We start from the raw sequence: 16579 nt of genomic DNA on the forward strand, positions 1-16579 counted from the left end.
AGCGAGCCGGTCACCGCGATCACGTCGTAAGCCGACTGTTCGGTGAGCTGCAGGGCGTCGCCGACCTCGACCGACACATTGTTGACCGCCGCGGCGAACAGGTTGCGCCGGGTGAGTTCGGCCAGCTCTGGAAATATTTCCACGGCGCGCACGCGCGCCGACAGCCGTCCCAGACACGCGCTCAGGTAGCCGCTGCCGGCGCCGACTTCCAGCGCGGTATCGGTCGCCGCGGGCGTCAGTGCTTGCAGGATGCGGCCTTGGATCTTGGCCGGCAGCATCGACTGGCCGTGCGGCAGCGGGATGGGCGCGTCGGCAAAGGCGATGGGGGTGAAGGGCGTGGGTGCGAATTCTTCGCGCCGGATTTCACGCATCACCTGCAAAACCCGTTCGTCGAACACGTCCCAGGCATGCACCTGTTGTTCGACCATCTGGGTGCGAGCCAACTCGATATTCATAGGCAATATTCGTAGACAAATCAGGCCTGATCCGGGGCGGCGGCAAGGGTACGGGCTTTGCCGGCGGCACACAAGGCGGCGCCCGGTAGCGCGGCGGGGGCTTGCTGGGAACCCTGAAACCGTCTTCAGGGGCACATTAAGGCCAATATTCCCGGGCCTGCCGCATACAATATGGTCAATCCCCCCGGCAGACGTTTAACCGTTCGCTATGCTCTCTTCAGAATCGACCCGGTTACCCACTGATTATCGGGACTGCTGAGGGCGATTCGTATAACTCAAGGGATCGAAGGACAAGAGCGTTTCAATGTGAGTGCCCTGTTGGGGACTGTGACCATCTCTCTCGCCGTTGCGGTATTGCTGCTGCTGGGTTTCATCCTATGGCGGGAGCGCCGGAGCGCGGCCCTGACGCGTGCCGCCGGACAACTGGAGGGCATCGTGCGCTCGGGTCAGTTCGCCGAGCGGATCCGCGTCACCGGCCCGGCCTCGGAGTTCGCCGATAGCGCCAACCGCCTGCTCGAGCAGATGGCCATGAAGGACCTGATGATCGGCGAGCGCGAGCGCTCGTTGGTCGGCTTGCTCGGCGGTCTGCACGAGGCGGTCGCCGTGCATCGCGAGCACATCGTGTTCGCCAACGAGCGTTTTGCCGCACTGACCGGTAGGTCGCACGATCGAAGGAGTGCGGCCGGGGGAATCCCTCGGGAGACCGGCAATGACGCCTCCGAGTACCTCACCGGCAAGCAGATCTCGGATCTACTGCATCCCGACTACACCGAGCTGGTGACCGAGCACCTGCGCCGTTCGCTGGCCGGCGAGCCGGGCCTCGAGCGCCTCGAAATCGAGATGCACCCCGATACTGAAGGCGGCACCGCGCGGGTCGAGCTGTCGGCCGTGCGTATCGACTATCAGGGCGGTCCGGCGCTGTTGCTGACGCTGGTCGAGATGGGGCCGCGTTCCGCGCCCGCGTCCGCGCCGGTGCGCAGCGGTCGGCCCACCGCGTGGGAAACCCTCGACTCGCTGGGCGAAGGCATCATCACTACCGATGTCAGCGGTCGCATTGACTACGTCAACCAAGCGGGCGAGCAGCTGATCGGCGTCACCGCGGTGGACGCGCTCGGCAAGAGCATCACTGACATCATTCAGTTGCTGGACGAGGGCGACCGTCGCTCGCTGGGCGATCCGGTGCGCCATTGCCTGGCGACCCAGTCGAAAGTCACGGCGGGCCGCCGCGGCTTGATGATTTCCCGGAACGGCAGCGAAGAACGCTCGGTGGAGCTCACTGTCACGCCGTTGAAAGGACAAAAGGGCGACCTGGTTGGCACCGTGATCGTGGTGCGCGACGTGAGCGAGCTGCGCGGTATCACCAAGCAGATGTCGTATCAGGCCAGCCATGACGCGCTCACCGGTCTGGTGAATCGTCGTGAGTTCGAGCGCCGCCTGGAAGAAGCTCTGGCGACTGCGCACACCAACGAGGGCAAGCACGTGCTGTGCTACCTCGATCTGGACCGCTTCAAAGCCGTGAACGACACCTGCGGGCACATGGCCGGCGACGGCATGCTGCGCGAGGTTGCGGCGCTGATCAAAGAAACGGTGCGCGACTCCGACACCGTCGGCCGTCTCGGCGGCGACGAGTTCGGCTTGTTGCTGGTGGGCTGTCCGCTCGACAAGGCGCGCCAGATCGCCGACGACGTGGTGCGCAAGATCAGCGACTACCGCTTCGTGTGGAAAGACAAGATTTTCAACATCGGTATCAGCGTCGGCTTGATCGAGATTTCTCGCGAGAGCGGCGCGCCCGATGAAGTGATGAGCGCGGCCGATTCGGCCTGCTACGTCGCCAAGAAACAAGGCAATCACGTGCATGTGTACTCGGCGCGTGACGAGGCTGTGGCGCGTCACCGTGGCGAGATCCAGTGGCTGCAGCGTTTGCAGTCGGCGCTCAAGGACAATCGTTTCGAGTTGATGGCTCAACCCATCATCGCGTCGGCGGCCACCGAAACCGGGCCGGCGTTGGAAGTGCTGTTACGTTTGCAGGACGACAACGTCCCCGGCGGCATCTCGCCCGCGGAGTTTTTGCGTGCGGCCGAGCGTTATCGGCTGATGTCGGATGTCGATCGCTGGGTGGTGCAGACGGCGCTGACGGCGCTGGGCCGCGGCGGGATTCGACTGCCGGCGAGCCGCAGCCTGGCCATCAATCTTTCCGGCCAGACACTGGGCGATCCGCAGTTCCTGGAGTTCGTGGTCGACGTGCTGGATCGCACCGGCGTGTCGCCGCAGCAGTTGTGTTTCGAAGTCACCGAAAACTCGGTCATCACCAACATCGAACATGCGCAACGTTTCATCGGCGTGTTGCACGGGATGGGCTGCCAATTCGCGCTGGACGATTTCGGGCGCGGCCTGTCCTCGTTCGGTAATCTGAAAAATCTGTCGCTGGATTATCTGAAGATCGACGGCACCTTCATTCGTAACCTGGCGGTGGATTCGGTGAATCAAGCCATGGTCGCGGCCATGATCAAGCTGGCGCGCACGCTGAACTTCCAGGTGATCGCCGAGCAGGTCGAAGATGCCGGCGCGCTGGACGCCGCGAAAAAGATGGGCGTCGATTTCCTGCAGGGTTTCTATCTCGGCCGGCCGCAGCCGTTGGCGCGTGTCGTGCCTCAGCGAAGCATCGGCTAGCGCGTCTTTGGCGGCGGCTCTGGCCGCAGCCACAACCACATCAGCACGAGCGCCATCACGCCAGTGATGAGTTCCGCGACCCACATCCGCGAGGTCGTGACAAACAAGATCACCGCGCACGCGGTCATCATCACGGTCGCTGTAATTTTCGCTCGGCGGCTGACCGCGCCATGTTTTCTCCAGTCGCGGAGCATGGGGCCGAACAGGCGATGGCTTTCCAGCCAATGATGAAAGCGCGGTGAGCTACGAGCCGCGGCCCAACCCGCCATCAGAATGAATACCGTGGTCGGCAAGCCCGGTATGAAGATGCCGATGACGCCGAGCGCTACACACAGCCCGGCGAACGCCAGCAGCAGGTAACGCGCTACCGCGGGTAACTGACGGACCGGCTTGCGGGTGTCGTCCATCAGCAGAGTTTGCCGGCTCGCCGCGCGCCTGTCGCGGCCTGCGCTACGCGCGGCCGCTTACAGTCGCAAAGAAAAAGGGGCGCAGCCGAAGCTGCGCCCCCTTTGTATTGCCGCCGTGGCTGCGTTTAAAGCAGCGGTACGAGAAGCAGAGCCACGATGTTGATGATCTTGATCAGCGGGTTGATGGCCGGGCCGGCCGTATCTTTGTACGGATCGCCCACCGTGTCGCCCGTGACCGCGGCCTTGTGCGTGTCCGAACCCTTACCGCCGTAGTTACCTTCTTCGATGTACTTCTTGGCGTTGTCCCAAGCACCACCGCCCGTGCACATGGAGATGGCGACGAACAGGCCGGTGACGATGGTGCCGATCAGCAGGCCGCCCAGCGCGCGAATGCCCGCGCCCGGACCCATCAGGAAGTTCATACCGAACGCGACCACCACCGGCACCAGGATGGGCAGGATCGACGGCACGATCATTTCTTTGATCGCGGCACGCGTCAGCATGTCCACGGCGCGGGAATAGTCCGGCTTGGCCGTGCCTTCCATGATGCCTTTGATTTCCTGGAACTGGCGGCGCACTTCCACCACCACCGAACCGGCCGCGCGACCCACGGCTTCCATCGCCATGGCGCCGAACAGGTAGGGCACCAAGCCGCCGATGAACAAGCCGATGATCACCGCCGGATCCGACAGCGAGAACACCTGCAGCTTGCCCGCGGCTTCGAGGTTGTGGGTGTAGTCGGCGAACAGCACCAGCGCCGCGAGACCGGCGGAGCCGATCGCGTAACCCTTGGTCACGGCCTTGGTCGTGTTACCAACCGCATCCAGCGCGTCGGTGATCTTGCGCACTTCCTTCGGCAAGCCGGCCATCTCGGCGATGCCGCCACCGTTGTCGGTGATCGGGCCGTACGCGTCGAGCGCGACGATCATGCCGGTCATCGACAGCATCGCGGTGGCCGCGATGGCGATGCCGTACAGGCCAGCGATGTGAAATGCGCCCCAGATGGCCGCAACCACTGCGAGCACCGGCAGCGCAGTCGACTTCATCGACACCGCGAGACCCGCGATGACGTTGGTGCCGTGACCCGTCTGCGAAGCAGCGGCGACGTAGCGCACCGGGCCGTACTCGGTCGCGGTGTAGTACTCGGTGATCACGATCAGCGCAGCCGTCAGCACCAAGCCGATGACCGAGCAGGCGAACAGGTTGGAGGACAGTTCCTTATCGACCATCACCAGATCGGTCACGAAGTAGAACGCGATCAGCGCCAGCACGCCGGACACTGCCGTGCCTCGATACAGCGCATTCATGATCTTGCCGCCTTCGCGAGCCTTCACGAAGTACGAGCCGATGATGGAGGCGACGATGGACACCGCGCCGAGCACCAGCGGATACAGGATGTAGCGCATGTCCAGACCGCCGTCGGCGGCGGTGAACATCAAGCCGCCGAGCACCATGGTGGCCACCACGGTCACCGCGTAGGTCTCGAACAAGTCGGCCGCCATGCCGGCGCAGTCGCCGACGTTGTCACCGACGTTGTCGGCGATCACGGCCGGGTTGCGCGGATCGTCTTCAGGAATGCCAGCTTCGACTTTACCCACCAGGTCCGCGCCCACGTCGGCGCCCTTGGTGAAGATGCCGCCGCCGAGACGCGCGAAGATGGAGATCAGCGAACCGCCGAAGGCCAGGCCGATCAGCGAGTGGAGCGCATGCTCATCGCCGATGATTCCGCGCATCAGGGTGAAGTAACCGGCGACGCCGATCATGCCCAGGCCCACCACCAACATGCCGGTGATGGCGCCGCCCCGGAAGGCGACTTGTAGCGCGGGGTTGAGTCCGACGCTGGCAGCCTGCGCGGTACGCACGTTGGCGCGCACCGAGACGTTCATGCCGATATAGCCGGCCAGACCGGAGAGGATGGCGCCGACCGCGAAACCGCCGGCGGTGGCCCAGTCCAGAGCCAGGCCCAGCACGATCAACAACACCACGCCGACGATGGCGATCGTGGTGTACTGACGATTCAAATAAGCCCTGGCGCCCGCTTGGATCGCCGCGGCGATCTCCTGCATTCGCTCATTGCCCGCAGGCTGCTTGTTGATCCATCCGACCGAAATTACGCCATACAGCACGGCCAAAACACCGGCGCCGATCGCGAGCCAAAGCGCGACATCTGTGGACATCAACTTCCTCCCCCTTACGGGTGCATCGTTGTGAGCGAATTTTTAAAGCGGGCAGATCGTCAGTAAGGCAGGTTCCAAAAAATCGTTGAGCTAAATCGGCGCGCCGTTACGGCTAAGTACGGCGCGCGTGACACAAGTTAAGTCTCGGAAAAAACGCGCGAAACTATAGCACAAAGGGTGTGTCGAGCTTTTTCTTCAGCGGCGTGTTCTTGAGCGTCACGTACTGCGGCAGGCCGTCCTTGTAGGGCGGGTAATCCTCGCCGCGGATCAGCGGGCTCAGATAACGGCGGCCCTTGGCGGTGATGTGGAAGCCGTCCTCGGTGATGTAATCACGCGGCAGCATCTTCTCCTGGTTGGCCACCTTGTCGAGCGGTGCTACGCCGATTTTCCATTTGTACGGGCTTTGCGAGGTGCGCACGATGGTCGGCATCACCGAGTTGTGGCCCTTGAGTGCCAGATCCACCGCGGCCTTGCCGAGCGCGTACGCCTGTTCGACGTCCACCTTGGACGCGATGTGGCGCGCGGCGCGTTGCAGGTAGTCCGCCACGGCCCAGTGATATTTGTAGTTCAGCTTGGCTTTGATCAGTTGCGCGATCACCGGCGCGACGCCGCCGAGCTGCGCATGACCGAATGCATCGCGCAGGCCGGCATCGGACAGGAACTTGCCGTCCGCGTTCTTGACGCCTTCGGACACCACGATGGCGCAGTAACCGAACTTCTCCACGCAGTGTTTGACGCGCGCCAGGAATTTGTCTTCGTCGAAGGTGATTTCCGGGAACAGGATGATGTGCGGGGCATCGCCTTCCTTCTCCGAGGCCAGGCCGCCGGCCGCGGCGATCCAGCCTGCATGGCGGCCCATCACTTCCATGATGAATACCTTGGTGGACGTCTTGGCCATCGAGGCCACGTCGAAGCCGGCCTCGCGAATCGATACCGCGACATATTTCGCCACCGAGCCGAAGCCCGGGCAGCAGTCGGTGATGGGCAGGTCATTGTCCACGGTCTTGGGCACGTGGATGGCCTGGATGGGATAGCCGAGCTTGTCGGCCAGCTGCGAAACCTTCAGGCAGGTGTCGGCCGAGTCGCCGCCGCCGTTATAGAAGAAATAGCCAATGTCGTGCGCTTTGAAGACATCGATCAGGCGCTGGTATTGGGCCGGGTTGTCCTCGAACTTTTTGAGCTTGAAACGCGCCGAGCCGAACGCGCCCGAGGGCGTGTGGCGCAGGGCACGGATCGCTGCCGCGGACTCTTTGCTGGTATCGATCAGATCTTCTGTCAAAGCACCCACGATGCCGTGCCGGCCGGCGTAGACCTTGCCGATGCGGCCCTTGGCGCGGCGGCAGGCTTCGATGACGCCGGCGGCCGACGCGTTGATGACCGCGGTGACCCCGCCGGACTGCGCGTAGAAGGCGTTACGGGCGCGGGCCGAGCGGCGGGCAGAGGGTTTCGGCGCGTTCTTCTTGGGCATGGTTGGACCTTTGCACTTCGGCCCCGAATGGGCGCGCGAAGGATAGCGCTCGAACGGCGCTTTCTGTACCCTCCCCGGCTCTCATCGGGAGGTCGGATTCAAAAATGATGCGGATCGTACTGCTTGGGGCGCCTGGTTCTGGCAAAGGCACACAGGCGCAGCGCCTGCAGAGCAAATACGGCGTGCCTCAGGTTTCCTCCGGCGACCTGTTGCGAGATGCAGTGGCCCGTGGCACCGAACTGGGCAAGCAAGCCAAGTCGGTGATGGATGCCGGCCAATTGGTGTCCGACGACATCGTGCTCGGCCTGATCCGCGAACGCTTGAGCCGCCCCGACGCCGCCAACGGTTTCATCCTCGACGGCTTCCCCCGCAATAGCGAACAAGCCAACTCGCTGAACACGCTGCTGCAAGAGATCGGTCAGCCGTTGGATGCCGTGCTGTTGCTGGACGTGCGCAACGAAACGTTGATGCAGCGCCTGGCCGGCCGTCGTATCTGCCAGACCTGCGGCTCCGTGTACAACGTGCACTCGCTGCCCGCCGGTCAGACCACTTGTTCCAAGGACGGCGCCGAGTTGTATCAGCGCCCGGACGATAAGGAAGAAGTCATCGGCAAGCGCCTGGCAGTGTATGACCAGCAGACCAAGCCGCTGATCGAGCATTACTCCAAGCTCGGCCTGCTGCGTAAAGTCGCCGGCGAAGGCGAGCTCGAAGATGTCTCCGAGCGTATGGAAGCCGCGGCCCTGGCCAAGCCCGTGCCGGCCTCCAAGGTGAAAGTCACCAAGACCGCGGCGAAAAAGTCCGGCAAGAACTCCGCTGGCAAACAAGCTGCGAGCAAGAAAGCGGCTGGCAAGCCCTCGGCGCAGGCCAAACCCGCTGCCAAGAGCAAAGCTGCCGCTAGCAAGCCTGCCAAGAGCAAGGCGCCGGCCAAGAAGGTTGCTAAGGGCAAGGCTGCCGTGAAAGGCAAAGCTGCTGCCAAGAGCAAAGCTCCGGCTGCGAAAGCCAAGGCTGCGAGCAAGAGCAAGGCTGTGAGCAAGGCCAAGGGCGCGAAGAAGTCTGCCAAGCCCGCCGCCAAGAAAGCTGCCAAGCCGGCTGCGAAGAAATCTTCCAAGCCAGTCGCGCGTAAGAAGAAGTAACGCCGTTTCGGGTCAGGGCTGCGTCAGCAGCCCCTGGCCAATCTCAGTTCTCTTGCAGCTTCGCGATCAGCCGATCGCCAATCACATCCTTGCGCCAGCCTGCACCCAGGCGCTCGGTGCGCCGAGAAAACACCAGCTGCTCCACATCCCGTCGAGTGGCCAAAATCTCCGGGCTGATCTGCAGTGCTTCTGCCGTCGAGCGCGCGATGTTCATTAGTTTTGTAACCATCGCGAGTTGCTGAGGATCGGGCCGCGGCGGCACGTTCCAGGCGGGTTCCGACGCGCCTTGTTCGCGACCTCGCGTAATCAACGCCAGCAACTCCTCGCCCCGACGCTTCACGATGCCCGGCGGCACCGACCGCACGCTCTCCAGCTCCTGAGTGTTCGCAGGCAACCGCTCGGCGATCTCGCGTAAAGCATCGTCGGCCAGAATCCAACCGCGAGGCTTGTCATGCTTGACCGCGGTCTCCTCGCGCCAGTGCGCGAGTAACTTGGCTGTGGCGCGCTGTTCGGGGCGCAGCCGATCCAATCCCTTCAAGCGTTTCCAGGCCGCTTCCGGCTCAGTGCGATGCAGCCCGGGCTGCTCCAGCTCGTGTGTCTCCTCATAGAGCCACTGGGTCCGGCCGGCTGTCTCCAAAGCGTCACGCAGGTTCAGATACAACGGCACCAGATAGCGCACGTCGTCCTCGGCGTACTGTAATTGCTCGGGACTCAACGGCCGTCGCGACCAATCGGTGCGGGTGTGACCTTTTTCCAGCTGCTGGCCGAGGCGCGAGGCCACCAGCGCTCCGTAACCGATCTGTGCCGGCTCGCCGAGCAGGGCCGCGGCGATCTGAGTATCGAAAATCGGCCCATTCAGCGCGCCGCGCATCGCGACTGACAGCACTTCGAGATCCTGGCGCGCGGCATGGAGCACTTTGATCCGGACGCGGTCGTTCAGAAAATCCCACAGCGGCTGCAAGTCTGGCACCGCCAGCGGATCGATCAGCGCGCAAATAACGTCGGTGCCGTCGGCCGTCGGCGCCGCTATCTGCACCAGACAAAGCTTGGGAAAATAAGTGCTCTCACGCATGAACTCCGTGTCCAGCGCGACGAAGTCGGCCGGAGCGAGGCGATCGAGTGCGTGTAGAAGTTCAGCGGACGTGGTGATGAGTGGCGCGGGCTGCATGGGCGTGCGTGTACAATTGGTTGCATTATAGGGGAGTCGCCGGCGTTGTTAGCCGGTGCAACACGCGTTTCGCTCATGGTCATTTTGCGATTTCTGCAAAGCTTCCTCGATATCGCGCTCTGGCGGAAGGGACCGCAAGACTTGCCGGCATCGACGGCCCTGGCGACGCTGGCGCTGATCGCATACATGGCCGCCGGCTTCGTGCGCATGCGCTTGTTCGCCCTGGACCGGACCACCGCGCTGTTGTTCATTTGTGTCGACGCCCTGATGCTGGGCGCCTGGCTATGGGCGGTGCTGGCGTTTTTCAGCCGGCGGCAGCGCTTCGTGCAGACCATGACGGCCACGCTGGGCGTCGGCTTGCTGGTGCTGCTGATGGATGTGACGTTCCGTTCGGCGCAGCTCACCTTCGGGTTCAGCGATGAGTTGTCGATGAACTGGCTGATGCTGCGCTTCCTGATCACCGCGCTGGTGCTCGGGCGCATCTTCATGCTGGCGCTGGATCGCGGCTTGATCACCGGGATCGCGCTCACCGTGGCCATCATTTATTCCACTCAGGCGGTCGTGCAGTTGATGCTCGATCTGCGAAGCTAGGCTATGCACGTTCACATTCTTGGCGTTTGCGGCACCTTCATGGGCGGCATCGCGGCGCTGGCGCGCGCCTCGGGCCATCGCGTCACCGGCTCGGACCAAAGCGTTTATCCGCCCATGTCCGACCAGCTGCGCGAGCTGGGCATCGAGATCATCGAAGGCTACGGGCCGGAACAGCTCAAGCTGAACCCGGACGTGGTGGTGGTCGGCAACGTGATGAGTCGCGGTAACCCGCTGATCGAAGCACTGCTGGAAAGCGATATTCCCTACACCAGCGGGCCGGAATGGCTGGCGCGACACGTGTTGAACAAACGCTGGACGCTGGCGGTGGCCGGCACTCACGGCAAGACCACCACCTCGAGCATTCTCACCTGGCTGCTCGAATACGGCGGGCTCGATCCGGGCTTTTTGATCGGCGGCGTGCCAGGCAATTTCAATGTCACGGCGCGGCTCGGCGGCGGGCAGCACTTCGTGGTCGAGGCGGACGAATACGACACCGCGTTCTTCGACAAGCGCGCCAAGTTCGTTCACTACCGGCCGCGCACCGCTGTCATCAATAATCTGGAACATGACCACGCCGATATCTATCCCGACGTGGCGTCCATTCAATGGCAGTTTCATCAACTGATGCGCATGGTGCCGAGGCACGGCCTGGTGGTCGCCAACTCCGGCGATGCCAATGTGATGCACGTGATCGACATGGGTTGCTGGACGCCGGTGGAACGGTTCTCGACCGGATTGCACGGCGACACGGCCTGGTATGCGCTGGCACCGGCCGGCGGTGACTACAGCAACTTCTCCATCATGCAGGGTAACGCCGCGGTGGGCGAAGTGAAGTGGTCGATGCTGGGACGACACAACGCTGAGAATGCCTTGGCGGCAATTCTCGCGGCGCGCGGTGCGGGTGTGCCCATCGAAACGTCCATTGCGGCGTTGAAGGAATTCCAAGGCGTGCGCCGGCGCATGGAAGTGCGCGGCGTGGTCAATGGCATCACAGTTTATGACGACTTCGCACATCACCCGACCGCAGTGGCGACGACCATCGACGGCTTACGACGCAAGATTGGCTCGAAGCGTTTGATTGCGGTGCTGGAGCCGCGCTCCAACACCATGAAGTTGGGCACGCATTCATCGGCGCTGGCTACATCGTTGTCGCAGGCCGACCATGTCTGGATGTATCAGGGGCCGAATGTCACTTGGGACGTGGCCGGATCGGTGGCGGCGCTGGGCAAGCGGGCACAAACCATTCGCGATCTGGATGAACTAATTACCGAGCTGGATCGTTCGGTGGTGAGCGGCGATCACGTGCTCATCATGTCCAACGGCGGCTTCGGCGGCATTCACGGCAAACTGCTGGACCGTTTGCGCAAGCGCTAATCGCTTAAGGAGGACTCATGTCGTTGGTCCTGCCTTTGTTCCCGCTGAACACCGTGCTGTTCCCGGGCGGTCCTTTGCGCCTGCGCATTTTCGAGCCGCGTTATCTGGACATGGTGAGTCGTTGCATGCGGGAGAGCAGCGACTTTGGCGTCGCGCTCATTACCGAAGGCCGCGAAGCCGGCGGTACGGCGCGTACTACGAGTGTCGGGACGACGGCACGCATCGTTGATTTCGAGCGGCTCGATGACGGGTTGCTCGGTATCACGGCTCGTGGCGAAAAGAAATTCAGCATCGTCGAAGTGAAGACGCAGAGCGATGGGTTGAATCTGGCCGATGTGACGTTTCTTCCTGAAGAGCCGGTGATCGAGATTCCCGAGGACCTGGGCATTCTGGCTGAGCTGCTCAAACAAGCGCTCGCTCAGCTTGGCACTGCGTACGGCGATGAACCGCCGCACTATGAGAATGCCAGCTGGGTTGGGATGAGACTCGCCGAGATTCTGCCGTTGCCCATGCCGGAGCGGCAGCAATGCCTTGAGATGGACAATGCCGTCGAGCGGCTGCGCTTGCTTCGCGAGCGGTTGGATATTCGGCAGGCTTGAAGAGATAGGATCGCTGCACTCGCCGCGGCACGCAGACGGCAACGCCGAAACGTCTACTGATACTTCACGTTCGATGCTGCTCTCGGTTGTCGCGGGAGTGCTCGACGGCTTTTGCGCGGCGCTTACTCAGCAACACAAACGCCGCGGCGATTACCGAGAACCAGACGAGAGCGGCCCAGCCGATGACGCCGTCGTAGTTGCCGACGAGCACGGCGTATTGAGTATCTGGATTCGTGGTCGTCGCTTCGCGAAGAACGGCGATGAAGCCCACGCCAGCGGCGTGTAATCCAATGCAGCCTGCGATCGCGCCGGTGCGCAAGCGAACAAGAGCGAACAGCACGCCGAGCATGGCGAGTGCGACGAAGGAATCAGCGAAGGTCAGCGGCTCCACGTACCGCTCGAACAGCTTGCTCAATACCTCGAAGCCGTGAAACCAGGACACATCTTCAGGCGCCACTCGCAGCTTCCCGCCCAAAAAATGTAATGACGCGTAAAGCACGCTCGGCGCGATGACGGCCGCAGCCGCGCCGGAGGTGCGAGAGATGGCGGTGAACAGCACGCCTCGGAAGAATGTTTCTTCGATGAAGGCGACGGTGACGCCAGTAAGCAGGCCGCCGGCGATCAACCCGAGCCAGTGCCCAGCGAATTCAGGTTTCACTTCACGGATATCGAGTCCGAGCAGCAGTGCCGTGAGCGGCACCATCAAGCCGATGCCGCAGATAAACCCGATGCCCATCTGCCTCAAGAACTGCCCGCGAGGTAAGCCGTAGCCGAGTGACTCCTTGTCCGTCAGTCCGAGCCGGCGAGTGAGTACAACCAAGCCGATCAGTGCGAGCAGCATGGCAATGCGGTGCATGACCCGGTGCACGGGTTCGATGGATACGAGGCTGACCAGCCACCACGCGGGATAAGTGAACACCGCGGCCACGATTAACGAACCCGCCAGCAGCGCGACGAACAGAGCGAAGGCACGCATGGTTAACGGTGGCTCCCGCGCAGACGTGGGCCCACTGCATTCGGACGTCCTGTCCAGCATAGATCGTGCGCGCGGGAATGCGCCATTTCTCGATTGTTCGCCAGATATGCCGCGGTTTCGCGCCGGGTGGGCGCGCCTACACTGCTGTCAGCTTCGAGGCCTGCCGGCCCGAGGCGGAAGGGATTCGCATTCATCGAGAGTAATAATTTATTTCTGGAGAACGACATCATGGATGACAGCAAGGCTTTGAGCATCGTGTCCGCGCTGGCGAACGGCGTCAACCCACAGACCGGCGAGGTGTTCGACATCGACTCGCCGTATCAGTCGGCTGACGTAATCCGCGCATTGTATGTGGCAGTTCGCGCGCTCGAGATGGTCACGCGCACCAAGGCTCGAAATGCCCGTACGCGCATGCCCGGTAACGCCGGCAAGCCGTGGACCGAAGAGGAAGATCGCGAACTGCTGGAAAAGTTCGACGGGGGCGAAACGGTCGCGCAACTGGCGCGAGCGCATGATCGGACCATGGCGGGCATTCAGGCCAGGTTGGAGCGGCATGGCCGGATGCAGGGGCAGGGCTTGCAGTGGCGCGGGCGGAGTGCTGCGGCGCTGGCAACCATTCATGGCGACCGTGCCTGAACATGAAGCAGCGAACCGCGCGAATCGGCTCCGGCGGCGTTGTCAGTCCGCGCGGTTCCTGCTCCAATGCGTCGCAGCCGGAATTCCCTGCGCCATCTTCCTTGCCGATGCGAGATCACAAGCCGATCGACGCCGCCGCGCTCGTTATCGTGGGTTGCGTACGTAACGGAGCGAAAACCGTGCGGCGCGCCGTGGAAACATTGGCGCGTGCCACGGCCGGCTTTGGGGAGGTGCAGTTCCTGATCATCGAAAGCGATTCCACCGACGGCACGGTGGCCGAGCTGCAACGCCTGCGAAACGAGATTGCAGGCTTTCAGTTCACGTCGCTCGGCTCATTGGCCGAGAAGATTCCGGCGCGCACCGAGCGCATCGCTGCCTGCCGCAATCGATATCTTGATGAGCTGCGTAACGATCCGCAGTTCGCGGCGGTCGACTACGTGATGATCGCCGATCTGGACGGCGTCAATAACGATCTGCGGCGTGAAGCCCTATCGACTTGCTGGGCATCGAGCGTGCCGTGGGATGTGGTGGCTGCCAACCAGAGCGATGCCTATTACGACATCTGGGCGCTTCGTCATCCGGACTGGTGTCCCGTGGATTGTCACGAGCAGTACCAGCGCTTACGAGCGCTGTTCGATCATCCGCGTGCGTTGGCGATTGCCATTCATTCGCGCATGGCGCGCGTGAGTCCGCGGGCGAATTGGATCGAAGTGGATTCAGCGTTTGGCGGTCTGGCGATCTATCGGCGCGAGGCATTACTCGCAGGTCGCTACAGTGGCGCAGAGCAGGGACGAGCAGTTTGTGAGCACGTGCCGCTGCATGCGGGGTTGCGGGCCAAGGGTTATCGGATCTTTATCAACCCGGCACTGATCAACGCGCATCGCACCGATCACTCGGCGCGCATTCGACTACGAGTTCGATTACGCCGAGAGATCGAAGCGTTTGGGAAGCGATTCCGCGAGCGGTTGCGCGGCTGATTCGGCGCCGAGTAACTGCGCGACGATTTGATCCGCGTTGAAGTATTCCGTGCAGCGCCCGGCGAAGGCGGCGGAACGCTTCCGGTAATGCTCGATATGTAGCAACACGTCGCCGAGTAACTCGCCGCTCTGATCCATGTTAGCCGCGGTCAGGCCCACCGAACCGGCAGGGTAGTGCTCGGCATAGAGGCGGCATTCGACCGAATCGACGCTGATGGTGCCGTCGTCCCAGGCATTGCGCCATTTGAGTCGTACCCGCTGCGCGTTCTCGTGCAGATGGAACAGCGAATACACCGCGGACGGATCGCTGCCCGGTCCGACGATGGCGGCGAAGTTCGTCAGCTGTGCGCCCTGCGCGTCCAACTGTTCCAGATCGAGCTGCGCGTAGGTGCCGCGTGTCGAGGGCTCCAGCCATCGGAAGCCCAGCAGCAGCGAGCGCGCGCCCGGGGCGAGATCGAATTCACAGCTCGCCGCTCTGTCCGTGAAAGAGATGGCCGAGCCGTTGGTGGTCCTTTGGCCTTGCCACGTGAGCGAGTTATCGCCGATTTGTTTCAGTGCCGTGCCGCGTTCGGCGATGTCGCGTAGATGCCGTTGGTTCTCATCGTGGATTTGCTCGGACAGCCAACAGCCGCCCGGCACGATGACCGGCACGCCTGCGCTGAGCATTTCCAACAGCACGCCGCTGCAGCGTGAATAGTACCGAGTGCTGTCATAGAGCAGCAGGCCGATATCCGAGCTGCGGACTAACTCGGCGTAACGTTCCAAATCGAGCGGAAAGGGCGCGTACACCACTGGCGGTGTGGCGCTGTGCGCGCCGAGGTCGGCGACGGTCGAATCGAGCGCGCGGCGCAAGTCTCGTCGTCGCGTTTGCATCACCAGCTGCGCGCGCCCTTTGCTCAGATAGTCGTTCCACAAGCGGCGGACCACGATCGGCAACTCGCGAAAGCCTTTCTCGCGACGGCTGTGGCCGAGACACGCGATACGCACGCTGTCGCTCGACGACTTGGGCGCGGAAGGCAAAAGAAACAACGGATGAACGGGGTAGGGCAGCGTATAGAACGGTGCCACATCGAGGTACTCGTACTGCGCGGTGAGCTCTCGCGTCGTGCAATACAAATGGATGCGATGGCTGGGCACGCGCTTCAGCGCATGCAGAAAGATCTCGCGCATGAATTCGCGCCGGCCGCGCTGCTGGGCGTAGTCCGGATCGCGACCTTCGAAGATGCCGAGATGCAATTGCAGATGCCAATGGATCTCACGGTACCGTTCGGGCGCGCTCTGCAGGAATATCGCCAGCCCTTCCAGGTCGATCTCGGAAGTAGAGGCGAAGAACACGTGGTCGCCGGCTGCCAGCGTCACCTGGCTGAACAGCGTGGCGCAGTCCTCGGCAAAGCTTGCGGCCAGGCGCGATCGCTCGCGCGCACGCCATTTGCTGCGAGTTCGTGCCCACCAGCTACTGAATCCGCTAGTGGCACTGCCGGTCTCGATGTATCGCTGGGAATAACTCTTGTTGCGAAACACGGCGTGCGACTGCCAGCTCGGTGGCAAGGCCGGCAGGTCCCGGAAATCCCGATGCATGGCCAGCACCGGCTGCATACCGGCGCGCTCGGCCGCAGGCAACACGCAACTGGCGTACGTGTAGTAGTGCCCGCCGAGATCCCTCATGGAGTGATCGATAAGAACGAACTTTCTTGTCATGCCCCTGGTCTGTCCACGGCTCCGCCCGCCGCTGCGGATCGTACGCGCCGCGGCGGTTTCCTGCAGCTGCTTGTCAAGCGGATTTGCGTCGCTCACTGGCGTCAGTGTGGGCGTCGATGGCGATTTCGTCCACACCGGTCAGATTCATCTAGTGGCCGAAACTTGTTGAGTTCGGTGGGCCCATGCAAACTCCGTGGCCTGTACACGGCATCGGTCCCGATGCGCTAGGGGTCAATTTGAGAAGTCGGAG

At 62.7% G+C, this 16579-nt stretch carries 14 protein-coding genes; 7 read left to right on the forward strand and 7 right to left on the reverse strand.

Annotated elements, in window-relative coordinates; all coding sequences use genetic code 11:
• A partial coding sequence (locus JNL55_RS29930; RefSeq protein ID WP_293863240.1) for a protein-L-isoaspartate O-methyltransferase family protein occupies positions 1-428 on the reverse strand: 428 nt, incomplete at its 3' end.
• A 333-nt stretch (positions 429-761) separates the two neighbouring features.
• Between JNL55_RS29930 and JNL55_RS29935 the strand changes: the two genes are divergently transcribed.
• Positions 762-3125: a bifunctional diguanylate cyclase/phosphodiesterase gene (locus tag JNL55_RS29935; protein WP_293863242.1), complete on the forward strand. Its 2364-nt coding sequence runs from the start codon at positions 762-764 to the stop codon at positions 3123-3125.
• On the opposite strand, the gene JNL55_RS29940 is transcribed toward JNL55_RS29935, so the two are convergent.
• From JNL55_RS29940 to JNL55_RS29950, 3 genes are all read right to left on the reverse strand, one after another.
• Complete coding sequence (locus JNL55_RS29940) at positions 3122-3532, reverse strand: YbaN family protein (RefSeq protein WP_293863244.1); 411 nt, start codon at positions 3530-3532, stop codon at positions 3122-3124. The genes JNL55_RS29935 and JNL55_RS29940 overlap by 4 nt on opposite strands.
• A 125-nt stretch (positions 3533-3657) precedes the next feature.
• Complete coding sequence (locus tag JNL55_RS29945; RefSeq protein ID WP_293863246.1) at positions 3658-5709, reverse strand: sodium-translocating pyrophosphatase; 2052 nt, start codon at positions 5707-5709, stop codon at positions 3658-3660.
• 163 nt (positions 5710-5872) lie between these two features.
• A complete protein-coding gene (locus tag JNL55_RS29950) occupies positions 5873-7177 on the reverse strand; it encodes a 6-phosphofructokinase (protein WP_293863248.1) in 1305 nt (434 codons plus the stop codon).
• A gap of 104 nt (positions 7178-7281) precedes the next feature.
• Here JNL55_RS29950 and JNL55_RS29955 point away from each other — a divergent pair, with 104 nt between their 5' ends.
• On the forward strand, positions 7282-8310 hold the full coding sequence (locus JNL55_RS29955; RefSeq protein ID WP_293863250.1) for an adenylate kinase: 1029 nt from the start codon (positions 7282-7284) through the stop codon (positions 8308-8310).
• A gap of 43 nt (positions 8311-8353) precedes the next feature.
• Here JNL55_RS29955 and rnd read toward each other — a convergent pair whose 3' ends face one another.
• Positions 8354-9478 (reverse strand): ribonuclease D, encoded by a 1125-nt coding sequence (rnd, locus tag JNL55_RS29960; RefSeq protein ID WP_293863252.1) that lies wholly within the window; start codon positions 9476-9478, stop codon positions 8354-8356.
• 75 nt (positions 9479-9553) lie between these two features.
• Between rnd and JNL55_RS29965 the strand changes: the two genes are divergently transcribed.
• From JNL55_RS29965 to JNL55_RS29975, 3 genes are read left to right on the forward strand one after another with little or no spacing between them, the layout of a single operon-like run.
• Positions 9554-10069, forward strand: coding sequence for a hypothetical protein (locus JNL55_RS29965; RefSeq protein ID WP_293863254.1), 516 nt, complete (start codon positions 9554-9556; stop codon positions 10067-10069).
• Positions 10070-10072: 3 nt separating this feature from the next.
• Positions 10073-11443 carry a UDP-N-acetylmuramate:L-alanyl-gamma-D-glutamyl-meso-diaminopimelate ligase gene (gene mpl, locus JNL55_RS29970; RefSeq protein WP_293863256.1) on the forward strand — a complete coding sequence of 457 codons (1371 nt, stop codon included), beginning with the start codon at positions 10073-10075 and terminating at the stop codon, positions 11441-11443.
• Positions 11444-11460: 17 nt separating this feature from the next.
• Positions 11461-12042, forward strand: coding sequence for an LON peptidase substrate-binding domain-containing protein (locus JNL55_RS29975; RefSeq protein WP_293863258.1), 582 nt, complete (start codon positions 11461-11463; stop codon positions 12040-12042).
• A gap of 64 nt (positions 12043-12106) precedes the next feature.
• Here JNL55_RS29975 and JNL55_RS29980 read toward each other — a convergent pair whose 3' ends face one another.
• Positions 12107-13018 carry a CPBP family intramembrane glutamic endopeptidase gene (locus JNL55_RS29980; RefSeq protein ID WP_293863260.1) on the reverse strand — a complete coding sequence of 304 codons (912 nt, stop codon included), beginning with the start codon at positions 13016-13018 and terminating at the stop codon, positions 12107-12109.
• 228 nt (positions 13019-13246) lie between these two features.
• On the opposite strand from JNL55_RS29980, the gene JNL55_RS29985 reads away from it, so the two are divergent.
• Together JNL55_RS29985 and JNL55_RS29990 are read left to right on the forward strand one after the other, a co-directional pair.
• Positions 13247-13654 carry a hypothetical protein gene (locus tag JNL55_RS29985; protein WP_293863262.1) on the forward strand — a complete coding sequence of 136 codons (408 nt, stop codon included), beginning with the start codon at positions 13247-13249 and terminating at the stop codon, positions 13652-13654.
• Positions 13655-13656: 2 nt separating this feature from the next.
• Positions 13657-14631, forward strand: a complete 975-nt coding sequence (locus JNL55_RS29990) for a glycosyltransferase family A protein (protein WP_293863264.1) — start codon at positions 13657-13659, stop codon at positions 14629-14631.
• Here JNL55_RS29990 and JNL55_RS29995 read toward each other — a convergent pair.
• A complete protein-coding gene (locus JNL55_RS29995; RefSeq protein WP_293863266.1) occupies positions 14575-16296 on the reverse strand; it encodes a hypothetical protein in 1722 nt (573 codons plus the stop codon). The genes JNL55_RS29990 and JNL55_RS29995 overlap by 57 nt on opposite strands.
• Between the last annotated feature and the right edge of the window lie 283 nt (positions 16297-16579).

The organism is Steroidobacter sp., assembly GCF_016790065.1.
Taxonomy (GTDB): Bacteria; Pseudomonadota; Gammaproteobacteria; order Steroidobacterales; family Steroidobacteraceae; genus Steroidobacter.